This window comes from Runella aurantiaca, from assembly GCF_003339505.1.
Taxonomy (GTDB): Bacteria; Bacteroidota; Bacteroidia; order Cytophagales; family Spirosomataceae; genus Runella; species Runella aurantiaca.
Map to the genome: position 1 here is coordinate 65,944 of NZ_QPIW01000023.1, position 15,598 is coordinate 81,541.

Annotated in this window: 11 protein-coding genes; 8 read left to right on the top strand and 3 right to left on the bottom strand. The window is 41.8% G+C overall.

The window, feature by feature from the left end:
* Positions 1-190: 190 nt before the first annotated feature.
* The 5 genes from asnS (at position 191) to DVG78_RS22100 (ending at position 5,754) form a co-directional block, all read left to right on the top strand.
* Positions 191-1,642, top strand: a complete 1,452-nt coding sequence (gene asnS / locus DVG78_RS22080) for an asparagine--tRNA ligase (RefSeq protein WP_114463207.1) — start codon at positions 191-193, stop codon at positions 1,640-1,642.
* 95 nt (positions 1,643-1,737) lie between these two features.
* Positions 1,738-2,058, top strand: a complete 321-nt coding sequence (locus DVG78_RS22085) for a DUF3467 domain-containing protein (RefSeq protein WP_114068221.1) — start codon at positions 1,738-1,740, stop codon at positions 2,056-2,058.
* 46 nt (positions 2,059-2,104) lie between these two features.
* Positions 2,105-2,968, top strand: a complete 864-nt coding sequence (locus DVG78_RS22090; protein WP_114463208.1) for a bestrophin family protein — start codon at positions 2,105-2,107, stop codon at positions 2,966-2,968.
* An 87-nt stretch (positions 2,969-3,055) separates the two neighbouring features.
* Entirely contained in the window at positions 3,056-3,976 is a 921-nt protein-coding gene (locus tag DVG78_RS22095; protein WP_114068223.1) for an aspartate carbamoyltransferase catalytic subunit, read from the top strand.
* 29 nt (positions 3,977-4,005) lie between these two features.
* A complete protein-coding gene (locus DVG78_RS22100; protein ID WP_114463209.1) occupies positions 4,006-5,754 on the top strand; it encodes a family 43 glycosylhydrolase in 1,749 nt (582 codons plus the stop codon).
* A gap of 58 nt (positions 5,755-5,812) precedes the next feature.
* On the opposite strand, the gene DVG78_RS22105 is transcribed toward DVG78_RS22100, so the two are convergent.
* Entirely contained in the window at positions 5,813-8,386 is a 2,574-nt protein-coding gene (locus DVG78_RS22105) for a phosphoenolpyruvate carboxylase (protein ID WP_114463210.1), read from the bottom strand.
* A gap of 255 nt (positions 8,387-8,641) precedes the next feature.
* On the opposite strand from DVG78_RS22105, the gene DVG78_RS22110 reads away from it, so the two are divergent.
* The 3 genes from DVG78_RS22110 to mraY all read left to right on the top strand — a co-directional run bounded on the left by DVG78_RS22110 (position 8,642) and on the right by mraY (position 12,646).
* Complete coding sequence (locus DVG78_RS22110; protein ID WP_229598292.1) at positions 8,642-10,711, top strand: ComEA family DNA-binding protein; 2,070 nt, start codon at positions 8,642-8,644, stop codon at positions 10,709-10,711.
* A gap of 104 nt (positions 10,712-10,815) precedes the next feature.
* On the top strand, positions 10,816-11,331 hold the full coding sequence (locus DVG78_RS22115) for a hypothetical protein (protein WP_114463211.1): 516 nt from the start codon (positions 10,816-10,818) through the stop codon (positions 11,329-11,331).
* A gap of 100 nt (positions 11,332-11,431) precedes the next feature.
* Positions 11,432-12,646, top strand: a complete 1,215-nt coding sequence (gene mraY, locus DVG78_RS22120) for a phospho-N-acetylmuramoyl-pentapeptide-transferase (RefSeq protein WP_114068227.1) — start codon at positions 11,432-11,434, stop codon at positions 12,644-12,646.
* A 32-nt stretch (positions 12,647-12,678) separates the two neighbouring features.
* On the opposite strand, the gene DVG78_RS22125 is transcribed toward mraY, so the two are convergent.
* Both DVG78_RS22125 and DVG78_RS22130 read right to left on the bottom strand, forming a co-directional pair.
* The gene (locus DVG78_RS22125) at positions 12,679-13,200 is read right to left on the bottom strand and encodes a phosphoglycerate mutase family protein (protein ID WP_114463212.1); all 522 of its coding nucleotides are present in this window, start codon (positions 13,198-13,200) and stop codon (positions 12,679-12,681) included.
* A gap of 39 nt (positions 13,201-13,239) precedes the next feature.
* On the bottom strand, positions 13,240-15,063 hold the full coding sequence (locus DVG78_RS22130) for a tetratricopeptide repeat protein (protein ID WP_114463235.1): 1,824 nt from the start codon (positions 15,061-15,063) through the stop codon (positions 13,240-13,242).
* Positions 15,064-15,598 lie beyond the last annotated feature (535 nt).

The following is a 15,598-nucleotide window of genomic DNA, read 5'->3' on the forward strand; positions in this document are numbered from 1 at the left end:
AAAAGAAGATTTCGTTAAACCCAAAACCTTGATTTCAAAATGGTTCCTTCTTTGCCGAACCACTTTAAAACCCTAATTTTGCAGCCTTTAATTCATTCTTGTCGTTCTGCAAGAACCTAAAACTACGTCTAAGAGTGTTTTAGAGGCTTACAGCACGACAATTAAAGCAATCACTACTAAAATTATAAACGTGGGTCCGATACAGATTAAACAGATTCTCTCAGAAGCCAACGTCGGCAGCGAAGTCGTTGTCAAAGGCTGGGTACGTACCAAACGCGAGAGCAAAAACGCCATTTTTATTGCACTCAACGACGGTTCTACCATTCATAATATCCAAGCCGTAGCCGAGCCTGGCCAAATCAACGAGGAAACACTCAAGTTGATAACTACTGGCTCGTGTCTGAAAGTGACAGGAAATTTGGTTGAATCCGTCGGCTCAGGGCAAGCCGTGGAAGTGAAGCTCACCGACGTTCTCGTGTACGGTACAGCCGATCCAGACGTGTATCCGTTGCAACCCAAAAAGCATTCGCTGGAATTTTTGCGGGAAATTGCGCACCTGCGTCCCCGAACCAATACCTTCAGCGCGATTCTACGCATTCGTCACGCGTTGGCGTTTGCCGTTCATAAATATTACAACGACAACGGTTTTTATTACCTACACACACCCATCATCACCGCATCTGATGCCGAAGGTGCGGGAGAAATGTTCCGCGTAACGACCTTAGACTTGAATAAATTGCCGCGCACCGAAGAAGGCAACATTGATTTCAAAGAAGATTTCTTCGGGCGCGAAACCAACCTGACCGTTTCTGGACAATTGGAAGGAGAATTGGGTGCCATGGCATTGTCTAAAATTTATACGTTTGGACCCACCTTCCGCGCCGAAAACTCCAACACCACGCGCCACTTAGCCGAGTTTTGGATGATTGAGCCAGAAATGGCTTTCTTCGAGTTGGAAGACAACATGAATTTGGCCGAAGATTTTGTAAAATACGTTATCCGCTACGCCCTCGAAAACTGCGCAGATGATTTGAATTTCTTACAAAAGCGCCTAGAAGAAGAAGAAAAATCAAAACCTCAAAATGAGCGTTCACTGCCTTTGTTAGAAAAACTTCGTTTCGTGGTTGAAAATGCTTTTGAGCGCATTACGTATACCGAAGCGATTGATATTTTGATGAAATCCAAGCCATTTAAAGAGAAAAAATTCCAGTACGAAGTGGCATGGGGCGTAGATTTACAATCAGAACATGAGCGGTTTTTGGTCGAAAAACACTTCAAGAAACCCGTTATTTTGACCAATTATCCACGGGCCATCAAGTCGTTTTACATGAAACAAAACGAGCAAACGGCCAACGAACCCGGCCCCACTGTACGTGCGATGGACGTGTTGTTTCCGGGCATCGGTGAAATCATCGGTGGCTCGCAGCGCGAAGAAAACTACGATAAATTAATCACCCGTATGCACGAAGTTGGCATCGAGCCAGAATCAATGTGGTGGTTTTTGGAAACCCGCAAATTCGGCACCGCTCCGCATTCTGGCTTTGGCCTTGGCTTCGAGCGTTTGATTTTGTTTGTGACGGGCATGACCAATATCCGCGACGTGATTCCGTTTCCCCGCACCCCAAAATCGGCGGAATTTTAGACACAACTTTCCAGAAGTTATTGATAAACAAAAAGCACTTTCGTTAAGAGGGTGCTTTTTTAGTTATTTTTGCCAACAATAAACCAAATACCCTTATGCTTGACAATAAAAACGAGCCCGAACAGCAAATCAACGTCGAAATTTCGGAAGAAATGGCCGAAGGTGTCTACTCAAATCTGGCTATGATTGCCCATTCAAACAGTGAATTTATCTTGGATTTTATTCGCATGATGCCCGGCGTTCCTAAAGCCAAAGTAAAAGCCCGGGTTATCTTGACCCCCGAGCATGCCAAGCGATTACTAGCCGCCCTCAAAGATAACATCCGTAAGTACGAAGAAAACTACGGCGATATTCGCCATTCAGAAGACCCTGACATTCCTTTTATGAACTTCGGCGGACCGATGGGCGAAGCCTAGCATCAAACACCCACAGAATTTTACTTGAATACAAATACGCTGAATTATGATCGGGTACAATCCTAAAGATTGGTGGAAACTGATTTTTGCTTTTCACCGCAGTGATACATTTCGCTTTTTACTGCCAGGCATTGCTGGCGTAGCCGCTTACACGGGCGTGGTGGCTTATGTTGAAAACGATGTGTTTCATGCATCTTTCAAAAATACCACGGTTGTTCACTCTTTGGTGGGTTTTGTGCTTTCGATGTTGCTCGTTTTTCGTACCAACACCGCTTACGAGCGTTGGTGGGAAGGGCGTAAATTATGGGGGAGTTTTGTTAATAATTCTCGCAATTTAGCCCTCAAATTACACGCGATTTTACCCAAAGACAGCGCCGAAAGGGAAACGTTCAGGGTGTTGATTATCAACTATATATTTGCCGCTAAAGAGCATTTACGTACGGGAGTTCATGTCAAAAAACTCGCCCAAACTGGCCCTTATGATACTGATTTCTATAAACAAAAAAAGCACGTTCCCAATCAAATTATGGGGGCTATTTATCAGGAAATCAACAACTTGTATCATAACCAAAATATTACGGGTGACCAGCTCATTGTTTTAAATTCCGAACTTCAATCATTCACCGACAATCTAGGCGGCTGTGAGCGCATCAAACGGACGCCGATTCCTTATGCTTACAGTCTCTTTTTGAAAAAAGTGATTTTTCTGTACGTTTTTACCATGCCCATCGGCTTTGTCATTGAGTTTAAGTACTGGGCCATTCCTATCGTTGCCATTATTTTCTACGTTTTTGCCAGCATTGAGGTCATTGCCGAAGAAATCGAAGATCCTTTCGGAACGGATGCCAATGATTTACCGACCGATATTATTTACGAAACCATCAAAGACAACCTTGAAGAGATACTTTAATTCCGTTTTTCAAGGTTTTTATGGCTTACTATTTCGCAAACTTGCAGGGTTTTGTACCTTTGCAAAACTTTCTTAGTGCTTCTGACTATGTCACAACTTTCTGTACGGCACCTTTTGGGCATCAAAAACCTCACCGAATCAGACATTTACAGTATTTTAGATACCGCTGCTCAGTTTAAAGATGTCATCAATCGTCCCATCAAAAAAGTACCTTCGCTACGAGATGTAACCATCGCCAACGTTTTTTTTGAAAATTCTACCCGAACACGATTATCGTTTGAGCTGGCCGAAAAAAGGCTTTCCGCTGATGTCGTCAATTTTTCCGCTTCGGGCAGTTCTGTCAAGAAAGGGGAGACGCTTTTGGACACCGTTAACAACATTTTGGCGATGAAAGTCGACATGATTGTCATGCGGCACAGCAGCCCCGGAGCGCCTCATTATTTGTCCCAACGGATTCCTGCCAACGTAGTCAATGCTGGCGACGGTACGCACGAACACCCTACGCAAGCTTTGTTGGACGCTTTTTCTATTCGAGAAAAAATTGGAGATTTGGCCGGCAAAAAAATCGCTATCATCGGGGATATTCTGCATTCACGCGTGGCGTTGTCCAATATTTTTTGTCTTATAAAATTAGGCGCCGAGGTGCGGGTTTGTGGGCCCACAACGCTCATTCCCAAATACATTTCTTCATTAGGAGTACAAGTAAGTCACAACGTCAAAGAAACCCTTCAATGGTGTGACGTGGCCAACGTACTGCGTATTCAGCTAGAACGCTTACAAGTGAAATACTTCCCAAGCTTACGCGAATACTCGTTGTATTTTGGCATTAACAAAAAAATGCTGGATGAACTCGACCACGAGATTCTGCTGATGCACCCCGGGCCAATCAATCGGGGCGTGGAACTTACTTCCGACGCGGCCGATTCTCGTCAAAGCATTATCTTAAATCAGGTTGAAAACGGAGTAGCTGTAAGAATGGCGGTGCTTTATCTGTTGGCGCAACAATAGTCGTTGCAGCCCAGATAAAACCTATGCGCATGAAAAAGTTCTTTTTCAGCTTTATTTGCTGCATTCTTTGGGCAAATTGGAGCTTAGCTCAGTCCAAAACCTACTGCAATCCTATCAATTTGGATTATGGTTTTACCCCCATTCCCAATTTTTCCGAAGCGGGTCGTCATCGCGCGACCGCCGACCCGCTGATTGTCAATTTCAAAGGGAAATACTTCTTGTTTTCTACCAATCAATGGGGCTATTGGTGGAGTGATGATTTGTCAAAATGGAATTTTGTAAGTCGAAAATTCCTGTTGCCACACAACAAAGTCTACGACGAACTCTGTGCGCCAGCCGCTTGGGTCATGGGCGACACACTGTACGTGATTGGCTCTACGCACACCAAAGAGTTTGCCATTTGGAAAAGCACAAATCCGACCGTTGACGATTGGAAAATTGCCGTGCCAGCATTTGAAGGTGCCGCATGGGACCCTGCATTTTTGTACGATGACGATAAGCGGCTCTATTTATACTACGGCTCCAGCAATACATATCCGCTTTATGGGTGGGAAATCAATCCTAAAACATTACAACCCATCGGAGAACGAAAAGAATTGGTTCGCCTCCATGATGACCAACACGGTTGGGAACGTTTTGGCGATTACAACGACAATATTTTTCTAAAACCCTTCATCGAAGGCGCTTGGGTTGATAAACATAACGGTAAATACTACTTTCAATACGGTGCGCCGGGTACGGAATTCAACGGCTATGCCGACGGGGTGTACGTTTCAGATAACCCCCTTGGACCTTTTACGTATCAAAAACATAATCCATTTTGTTACAAACCGGGCGGTTTCATCAGAGGCGCTGGCCACGGAGGTTGTTTTAAAGACAATTTTGAAAACTGGTGGCACATTACGACGGGTGTAGTGACGGTTAAAAATAACTTCGAACGACGTTTGGTTTTGTTTCCAACGGGTTTTGATAAAGAGGGTATTATGTATTCCAACACGACATTCGGCGATTACCCGCACACCTTGCCCAATGGTAAGGCCGACCACTTAAAAAGCCGCTTTACAGGTTGGATGTTGCTCAATTATAATAAGCCGGTGCAGGTATCCTCTTCATTGAGCGGCTTTGCGGCCAATTACGCCGTTGATGAAGACATCAAGACCTATTGGAGCGCTGCTACCACCAACAAAGGAGAATGGATTCAGAGCGATTTGGGCGCTATTTCTACCGTCAATGCCATTCAAATCAACTACGCCGATCAGGATGTAGATTCTATGTATCTTGGCAAATTCACCAACATTTATCATCAATATCGGCTTTGGCACTCATTAGACGGCAAAAAATGGCAAATTTTGGTTGATAAAAGCCAAAATCGTACCGATGTTCCGCATGATTATGTGGAATTGCCGAAGCCCGTTGAAACCCGTTTTATCAAACTGGAAAATATTCACATGGCCACGGGCAAATTTGCCATCAGTGGGTTGCGCGTATTTGGGAAAGGCAAAGGAAATGTACCAAAATCAGTAAAAGGATTTATTGTATTGCGGCAGGAAGATGACAAACGGAATGCGTGGCTTAAATGGTATCCAGAAAGCGGCGCGCAGGGATATAACATTCACTTTGGCATTGCGCCCGATAAACTGTACAGCAGCATTATGGTGTACGGCAAAAACGAGCATTACTTAAAAGCAATGGATAAGAATACGACGTACTACTTTTCAATTGAGCCTTTTAATGAAAATGGCGTAGGTCAGAGAACAGAAGTGATCAAGGTAGAATAATCTGTTTTTGAAAAGACTTGGAAAGTTTTAAAAACTTTCCAAGTCTGCTTTTTGCTGTTTATGCCGAATTCCGTGCGGCATTGATGATTCCAAACATGGCACGCATCACCAACTTGCTGTAAACATCCACTTCTGCCGCAGGCAAATCTGCCGACTGAAGCTTTTGGAGCGCATATTGTTGAATCGTCATTAGTGGTAACACAATACGCTCACGTACAATGATGGACTCTTTTGTCACTGGATTTTGATTCATTAATTCTTTTTCGCCCGAAAACTCCAGCATTAAATTGATGCTTCGCTCGTATTCTTCAAACATCATGTTCCAGAGCGTACTAAATTCAGGGTTTTCCTTGAGGTATTTTGTAGCTGGATAATACGCCTTCATCAATGACTGCATGGAGTTTTCAACGAGTGTACGTACAAACAGTGAACGCTTGTACAACTTCTTCAACGCATCCATTTTGCCGTTTTTCTTCAATGTTTCGAGGGCAGAACCAAATCCGTAAAAACCTGGAACATTTTGCTTCATTTGCGCCCACGAACCTACAAACGGAATAGCCCTTAAATCCTCAAATTTGAGTCCACCGCCACTGCCGCGCTTATCGGGGCGACTCCCGATTTTGGTTTGTCCGTAAAAACGAAGCGGTGTAATTTTCTCCAAGTACGGCACAAACGTCTTATGATTTTTTAGTCCTAAATAGGCCTCATACGCCACGTTAGCCAGTTCTTCCATTAGGGCCTTGTCGGCATCAGAAAGCTGGTCTTTGGTATTTTTAGCCATAAAAAGGTGATTTTCAAGCCCCGCCGTAAACAACCGCTCCAGGTTGTACATAGCCGTTGGAACAGTTCCATAATTTGAACTAATGGTTTGTCCCTGAACGGTCAGCTGAATTTCTTTGTCTTCTATGTCTTTGCCCAACGAGGCATAGAAGGCGTGGTTGTTTCCACCCCCACGACCTGGAGGGCCTCCGCGACCGTCGAAGAAGGTGACCTTGACGTCGTATTCGCGCGAGATTTTCGTCAATTGTTCTTTGGCCGTAAAAATTGACCAGTTAGCGCGAAGGTAGCCTCCGTCTTTGGTTCCGTCCGAAAATCCAACCATAATGGTTTGCTGATTTCCGCGTCTAGCCAAGTGTTCACGGTAATATTTGTTCTCGAACAATTGCTTCATTACATCGGCCGCACCCGCCAAATCATCGACGGTTTCAAACAACGGAACAATGTCAACGCCGATTTCGGTCGTTTTCCAGACGTTTTTCATCAACGCCAATACTTCTACCACGTTTAAGGCACTGGCGCAGTTACTGATTACATAACGATGTGCGCCTGATTCTCCGTTGCGGCGTTGTATTTCACGAATCGCCAACATCGAACCGTAAATATCCTGCGTGATAGGGTCATGGAAATCTGTTTCTGTCAACTCGACCTGCAACGAAAGCAAAAAGTCTATTTTACGTTTTTCGTCCCAGCTTTGATAGTCGGTATACGTAAATACGGGTACCTGTTTCTCAATTTTGGTCAATACTTCTTCCCACGCCAAAGAATGTTTTGGGCTTACTTGACGAATATCTAAACTCGCAAAAAAGAACCCGAACAGTTTAATTTTTAGAATGGTATCATCCAGCGAATCCACAAAAAAGCTATCGTGATGTTTTACCAGAACCTCTCTGGCCTGTTGTAAATCACTGAGCAATTCTTCGGCGGTGGCATAATGTTCCTGCTCAGGATAATAGATAGCATTATTGACTTTTCTCTCTGCGGTAGCAATAAAATCTTCCACACCATCAAAAGTTAACCGGCGCTTTAGGTATTTTATATCGCGCCAATAACATTTAAGCAGAATCTGACGTAAGCGATCGGCTACTTGCAAGGTCACATCAGAAGTGACAAACGGGTTGCCATCTCGGTCTCCACCCGGCCAAAAGCCTAATCGGAAAAGCTCAGTGTGCTGCCATTTATTGATGGGAAAATTAAGCCCTTTCAATAATTTTTTCATAATGGCGGGAATCGCTTCGTAGAACACATTCTCCAAAAACCATCCCAAAGTCAAGGCTTCATCAAATGGCGTCGGCTTATTTTTATTGATAAACCCTGTCTTGCCTAATTGAAGGAGCAAATTATTGACCGTTACGAAATCATTGTCCTTGATGGCTTCCTCTAAATCGGTAATGATACCCAATACTTTTCCCGGATAAAATTGGGTAGGGTGGGCCGTCAAAACGATTCTCACGCAAAAATCATCCAATTTTTTGAGCAGTTTTTCACGCAGGTCATCACTGTCTACGCGGTTCAGAAGTTGCGTAATGGAGCCTGGGCCATTCAAATCATGCGTTTGGTCAAAACCAGCATCTTCTACTGAATCAAACAAAACTACCTGGCGCTCAATGAATTTGATAAAATTGAAAAGCATATCTCGCCTTTCGTGCTCGGTAGCGTGTTCGGTGTATTCTTCAAAAAAAGACTCAATGATTTGTTGCGGACTGTTTCCTGCTTCAAATCCCTCTTCGCTGGCCTGCACAAGCAGTGGTAAGAGTGTTCCTGTTCGAAAAATGTCATGAAACGGTAGACTCAGGAACAAGCTGTTGAAGATATTATACTTCGTTACAACAGCGTCTTGATAAACGTTTGGCATTGTGGGTTATTTATTAAGGTGGGTAATGAGAAGCGAAGAAAGAAAAAAAATTGTACATTTTCAAGAAAACACCTTAAATATCACTCAGTTATTTATAATTAACCAGTATTGGCGTGACTTTCAGTCCAAAATTGCTTCCAAATAACAAATCAGGAGAATGTTCAGGCATTGAGTTCTATTCAATTCCTTTCATCCACAATTTGTTAGCTTATGGCCCTATCTTTAACCAATAGATTGTTTGTAAGCTATTTATGTATGCCAATTGTTAGCATACTCTTTTTCATTTATTCAACATCTCAAACACAGGCCCAAGAGTTTAGGCGCCGAGAAATCGACCCTAATTCAGTGGTTCAAAATTTGCTTCCGATTCAGTCAGAAGACCTAAACTACAATGAAGTATACGAAAATCTGATTCAACTATATACCACTCCGCTTGACCTTAATACCTGCACCAGAGACGACTTAGCCTCGACTTATCTTCTTAACGAACGTCAACTCAATAGCTTTTTTACCTATCGTGAACAATTAGGGAAATTGGTCTCCATTTATGAGTTGCAAGCCATTCCTACATTCGACTTGCCCACGATTTATAAAATACTGCCCTTTGTTACCGTTATTCCTGAAAATAAATTGTTATGGAACGATTTGACGAATCCAACCGACCACTATATTTTAATTAGAACCGAACAATCATTGGAACAGAAACGGGGGTTTACCAACGATGTACCAATATCGCGAGATGGGGTGCCGCAACGCTTTGAAGGAAGTTCTACACAATGGTATGCTCGGTATCGTTATAGCAAAAGCAGAAATTTTAGCCTTGGTTTTACCATTGAGAAAGATGAAGGTGAAGCCTTTCGGTGGCAACCTTCTCAACACCGTTACGGGCCAGATTTTATCTCTTTTCATGCACAAATACAAAACAGAGGACGTATCAAAAACCTAGTTTTCGGTGATTATCAACTCCAAATCGGCCAAGGACTGATTTTCTCAGCGGGTTTTTCTTTGGGAAAAGGCATGGAAACTGTTTATACCATTCGCCGACCCACCACAGGCGCACGACCCTATTCTTCCGTTACAGAATCAGGTTTTTTTCGCGGTACTTCCATCACGTACACATTGAATAAACGGCTTCAATTAACGGCTTTGTATTCGAGAGTACGTCGAAGCGGCAGCGTTAGTATTTCCAACGACTTGACGGGCGAGGAGGTAATCAGTACCTTACAAACAGATGGTTTACACCGTATTCCAAATGAGTTGGCTATCCGCGCAAATGTCGTTGAACAAAATGCTGGAGCCCATTTACTGTATAAATTTGCACGCGGTGAAATAGGCGGTACCATGCTTTATACCCACTTCAGCCAACCGCTTCAACGTGCTGTGGCTGTGCGAAATGAGTATGAATTTACAGGTATACAGAATCTATTGACTGGTGTTCACGGCAACTATCTTTGGCACAATTATAATCTTTTTGCCGAGGTTGCACGTTCGCAAAGCGGCGGGGTAGGGGCAGTTGCAGGGCTTCTGGCTAGTATCAGCAAACGTTGGGATGCGACATTTTTATTTCGACATTTTGATAAAAGCTTTCATAGCTTCTATTCAAACGCGTTTAGTGAAAGTAGCCGTAACAGCAACGAAACTGGCGTGTATATTGGCGGTAAGTATACGATTCATAAGAAACTAAAAGCAGGAGCTTATGTTGATGGATATCGATTTCCATGGTTTCGTTATTTAGTAGATAAGAAACCCACCTATGGTTATGATTTTTTAGTGCAAGGTACGTGGACTCCCAACAAAAAATGGGCTTTTTACGCTATTTATCGACAAGAACAAAAGGAACACAATATTGCCTCTAAACTATCAAAACAAAAATTCGTAACCAACACTAATCGACATCAGCTTATCTTGAATACTGAGTACAATGCCTCTAAAATTTGGTCTTTTCGAACCCGTCTTCAAGGAAGCACATTTGCCTACAAAGATTTCAAAGTAGACAAAGGCTGGATGATGATACAAGAGATAAACGCTGATTTCGGCAAGATTTCGGCCCTCCTTCGATGTTCAATTTTTAATACCGATAGCTATGATTCGAGGCAATATGCCGTTGAGCGTGACGTACTTTATGCCGTTTCTATGCCCGCTTATTATGACTATGGCTTTCGTAATTTTCTTCTCATTCGATATACTCCGCACACTCGCACCGATATTTGGGTTCGATTTGCACGTACCGATATGCCCAATCAAAAAACACTAAGTTCTTATGTTGATGAAATCGATGCTTCCCATCGTTCTGAACTAAAATTACAGGTCAGGCATCGCTTTTAAAAAAGCAATCTGGTATATACTTCAAGATTGGCATAACTTTTGATAGACCCTTTTCGCTAAGGTTATAAACCTAAGTACTTGTTTGTCATTAGTTTCCCACTTATATGAAGCATATATATAAATTTGGAGTTTTAACATTAACCATTTCTGTTTCTTTAGCATGGGTTCTTAATTGTACCAGTTTTAATGAAGTACAGCCCCCCCCTCAACTCGCCAATTTCGATAACTTCAATATTATTACCTCTGAGTGGGTTGCTGCCGACCAATGGGTTGCCACCAGTGTTTTTGGCCTTCCTGCAAGAGCCTGTGAAATGAATCAATACCGACTCACAAATGATTTATTAGAGAAGAGTCAATTATATGTCTATTCAAAAATTGGTGATAACATCCGCCCTTTACCATTTACGACCAACACTTCAACGGCCGAAATACGCTATGATTACACCGTTCCTAAATCCTCCCAACTACGTATAGTAACGATTGGGCTGAAAGGGAAATTTACGCCTGCAGAAGAACAAAAATACCGTTATGTGCTGATTCCTAATTCATTAGCAAAGAAAATACCTGTAAATATGGGAAACTACGACGAAGTTAAGTGGGCTTTTCATTTAAATGATTAATTCCACATTCTTTTTTTAGAATTTTAGTAAAATTGCCTATACTTGCCACCAACGTGCCACGTATGGGCAATTTTGGCTTTATGCCTAACCAAATTCTATCATGCTTTACTACCTATTTTCTTATTTAGACAAAGAATTCAACTTCCCAGGTGCAGGAGTTTTCCAATATATTTCATTCAGAGCCCTTGGGGCCACCATCACCTCATTATTGATTGCCGCGATTTTTGGGGGGCGAATCATTAATTTTCTCCGCAACCAACAAATTGGGGAAACAATTCGCGATTTGGGCCTTCAAGGTCAGATGGAAAAGAAAGGGACTCCTACCATGGGCGGGTTTATTATCTTGGCTTCCTTGCTTATTCCTGCCTTATTGTTTGCCAAATTGTCCAATGTATATATTGTTCTCCTGCTGATTACAGCCGTTTGGACAGGCCTTATTGGTTTCTTGGACGATTACATAAAGAAGTTTAAAAACAATAAAGAGGGGTTACAAGGCAAGTTTAAAGTTGTGGGTCAGGTAGGATTGGGACTAATTGTTGGGATAACGTTGTCTTTCAATCAACACGTCAAAATTAGGCAATACGATAAGCCACTTATCAGTTCGGCTATTGGTGAAGTACAGCGTTATACCGATGTCATCAATCCGACAATCACTACTTTGCCCTTTATAAAAAACAATGAATTTGATTACTCCTCACTATTATTCGGCTTATTACCAGATAGTTATACATGGATAATTTATACCATTGTAGCTGTTTTTATCATTACAGCGGTATCAAATGGGGCCAATATTACGGATGGAATTGATGGTTTGGCCGCTGGAACATCCATCATTATTGCCCTGACACTTGGAGTTTTAGCCTACATCTCTGGAAACGCCAAATTCTCGCAGTATCTCAACATCATGTATATTCCCAATTCTGGTGAGCTGGTTATATTTATTGCGGCTTTTGTAGGTGCTTGCGTGGGTTTTTTGTGGTATAATTCTTACCCTGCGCAAGTTTTTATGGGAGATACGGGTAGTTTGATGCTTGGGGGCGTGATTGCGGTTATATCGCTGGCTGTGCGCAAGGAATTATTGATTCCTATCATGTGCGGCATTTTTCTGGTCGAACTTGTCTCCGTTATTTTACAAGTCAGTTATTTTAAGTATACCAAGAAGAAATTCGGAGAAGGCAAGCGTATTTTTCTAATGTCACCTTTGCACCATCATTTTCAGAAGAAAGGTTATCATGAAGCCAAAATTGTGGCCCGTTTTTGGATTGTGGGTATTATTCTGGCTATTGCTACGTTAGTTACCTTGAAATTAAGATAACACACTTATTATCAAATATTTACGGCCAAAAATCACTTCCGTGATTTTTGGCCGTACGTTTTTTCTTCCAAAGTAACTTTCTTTCCAAACACCCTTTTGTTAACTGTCACCACCAACAAATTATCATAATCTTCATGTACAATTTTAGGAATGGACGGCTTCGTGCCTAATCCTTGTGCTATTTCTAAAATGGTGTCGCTGTGGCCGACAACCAAGGCATTTTTTCCTTTTATTTTTGCCAACCGTTCTACAATAACACTGACGGGTTTGGGTTCATAAATCTCATATTGTTTCCCCAAGTGTTCCGTTAAAGGTTGTGCTGTATGGCGATTTCGTTGGTATTTACTAACAAAAATGTAGTCAATTCCTTTGTTGTACAGACTATCCGACAAGGCCTTTGCGCGCTGATGTCCACCTTCTGACAATGGCGTATCTGCGCTATCGTCTAATCGCTCAGCATGGCGTACGATATAAATTTTTGAGGTATAGCATGAATTCAAACTGGCTATTATGCCGATTGTCAACAATATTTTTTTAAACGTTACTTTTGCCATTCCACCTTAAATTGGTTGCTAAATAATATTCTTTTGGTTTTACAGGGTATCGCCCCGCAGTTGCCTGAATCGCTTTCTAGCATCGGCAGCGTAGATACTTGCTGGGTATTTTTCGAGCATTTTTTGGTACAACTCCATTGACTTGTCTTTGTCCTTAAAGCGATTCTGATACAATTCTGCCATCATAAAAAGGGCATCATCACCCAATATGTCGGTCGAGAACTTATCCACAATTACCTGCAAGTTATCCACTGCTTTTTGATTTTCTCCCATTTTAGCGTACGTCCGAGCTTTCAGCCACAGAATCTCATCGGCAAGCGGGTGATCTTTGTACCTTACAAACATCCCGTCTAAGCGGTCTAGCGCTATCTGTGTTTGATTTTGATAAAGAAGCAAGTCGATGGCTGCATATTCCTTCATCGCGTCTTCTGACGTGTCTAAACCCGTGTTATCCTGAATCAATAAGCTCAATGCTCCAGCGTCGTTGGCAATTTCTCTCGTTGTAGCCATTTTCAGGATGTCCAATAAGGCTTTTGATAACTCAAAATCTCCTGTATAATAAAATTGTCGGGCATTGCGGAGTTTGGCTTCGTAGCCAAGTGGGGTTTCTTTCTGTGATTTTTCAACCTGCGAATACAACAGGGTCGACTCCCATGGTTCATTTTTTAAGAGAAAAATATCGCCCAAGTCCAATTTGCACTTGTCCACAAAATCGCTTTCTGCCCGGCCTATTTTCACGGCATTCTGCAAGATGACGGTAGCGCTGTCTTTTTCATTCAGATAAAACGCGTACAAACTTGCCATACTTCGCATCGCTTCAAGCGTACGATTGTTTTGACCAAGTTCTCCCAACAACTTTTTATAATCTTCAATCAAGCGTCTCACCGACGTTATTTCCACGGGAAATGTATTTTTCACCTGTTCTTCTCGCGCTACAATCATCATACGCCGGGCATAAGGATAGAGTTGCCCTTGTGGATAATCTTTCACGACATATTCAAAAGACTGAATGGCCGCTGGGTAATCTTTGTTTTGTAGCGCCAAATTTCCTAAATCAAATACTTTCGTTCCGTTGTATTTAAACCGTCTATCCAACGCTCTTTCTTGGATGAAAGCTTTACTGAACTGTTTTTTTTGGGTCAAAAACCAAATCAGCATTTCGGCAAAGAAAGGCTCGTTGGGCTGACGTTGTATTTTTTCGTACAGAATCTTCTCAAATTTTGCCTGATCTTTTTCTTCTCGCAGAAAATCTTGAAAATAGTTTTGAATCACTTCCTTGCTTTGAATCGCCACGCCCAGGCTCAGCAATTCTTCAATCATCTGCTCTGTTTTTCCAGTTTGAGCGTACAAGGCCGCCAATTCCATTTTAAACAAATTATCATTTTTTGCCACATCTCTGGCTTTCAACAAAGTGCTGATGGCTGCATCCGTATTATCTATTTCTCTAAATTCATCGGCTAATTCTTTAAATGCATTCAAATCTTTTGCAGGTATTTGGGCAATACTCTCTTGGTATTTTTGAGCGGCGGGCGCTGCTTGCCCCATTTGCTCCAACATTCGCCCCCAGTAAAGTGTATAGAGGTATCCAACATTTTCATCGGATTTCTGCTGACGTTTAAAGAATTTTTCAGCTTCGTCAAAACTTTTGAGTTTGACCATACAGCCCACATACCTCCGCAAATAGATTTTGTTAAAATCTTTCCGCAAAACTTTTTGATAAAGTGGGGCTACTTTTTCACACTCACCTTTTTGAAAGTATGCATCTGCTAAGTCGGCATCACTTTGGGCGTGGCTTTCTGTAGACACCAAAAGTAAAATGACTCCAATAAACAGTATCCACAAACGATACAGAGTTGTACACATTTTTCTTGCACCCATTTTAATAATAATATATTTAATTTTTAAACTATTATAATCCATTAGCACTGGGGATAAGTGGATAAGAAAGTTATCCCCGCGTTATCCACTTCTTGTTAAAACGTAAATGTGTATAAGTAGTAGGTTTATCCACGTTGTTTTATTTTTATCCACAACTGAAATTACTGTTTTTCAGGCATATCTGCAACTATTCACAATTTGCCGTGGATTGTGGATAATTTTATTCACGTTGTGGATGATTATTTTTCCACATTTAAACATGTTTAAAACGGCTTGAAATGATGTGGGAAATTGGGGTACATTCCCACATTTGTATTGTTGATAAAAAGTTCTCCACATTATCTAAATGTTATCTACACGTTTTCCCACTACTTATCCACTTATCTATAAACACGCGTATGGGTTATCCACATACTTATTCACATCTTTTCCTCACTATTGTGTTTTTTGTGAAATAGATGTTTCACAACCCAAAACTTACCTAGCTATTTTTTACACTATCTCAAAAAGTGAACCAAAC

What these genes read in the sequence shown, in the direction of transcription:
- DVG78_RS22085 (WP_114068221.1), top strand. Translation starts at nt 1,738, where the DNA reads ATGCTTGACAATAAAAACGAGCCCGAACAGCAAATCAACGTCGAAATT.
- DVG78_RS22090 (WP_114463208.1), top strand. Translation starts at nt 2,105, where the DNA reads ATGATCGGGTACAATCCTAAAGATTGGTGGAAACTGATTTTTGCTTTT.
- DVG78_RS22095 (WP_114068223.1), top strand. Translation starts at nt 3,056, where the DNA reads ATGTCACAACTTTCTGTACGGCACCTTTTGGGCATCAAAAACCTCACC.
- DVG78_RS22100 (WP_114463209.1), top strand. Translation starts at nt 4,006, where the DNA reads ATGAAAAAGTTCTTTTTCAGCTTTATTTGCTGCATTCTTTGGGCAAAT.
- DVG78_RS22105 (WP_114463210.1), bottom strand. Translation starts at nt 8,386, where the DNA reads ATGCCAAACGTTTATCAAGACGCTGTTGTAACGAAGTATAATATCTTC.
- DVG78_RS22110 (WP_229598292.1), top strand. Translation starts at nt 8,642, where the DNA reads ATGCCAATTGTTAGCATACTCTTTTTCATTTATTCAACATCTCAAACA.
- DVG78_RS22115 (WP_114463211.1), top strand. Translation starts at nt 10,816, where the DNA reads ATGAAGCATATATATAAATTTGGAGTTTTAACATTAACCATTTCTGTT.
- mraY (WP_114068227.1), top strand. Translation starts at nt 11,432, where the DNA reads ATGCTTTACTACCTATTTTCTTATTTAGACAAAGAATTCAACTTCCCA.
- DVG78_RS22125 (WP_114463212.1), bottom strand. Translation starts at nt 13,200, where the DNA reads ATGGCAAAAGTAACGTTTAAAAAAATATTGTTGACAATCGGCATAATA.
- DVG78_RS22130 (WP_114463235.1), bottom strand. Translation starts at nt 15,063, where the DNA reads ATGTGTACAACTCTGTATCGTTTGTGGATACTGTTTATTGGAGTCATT.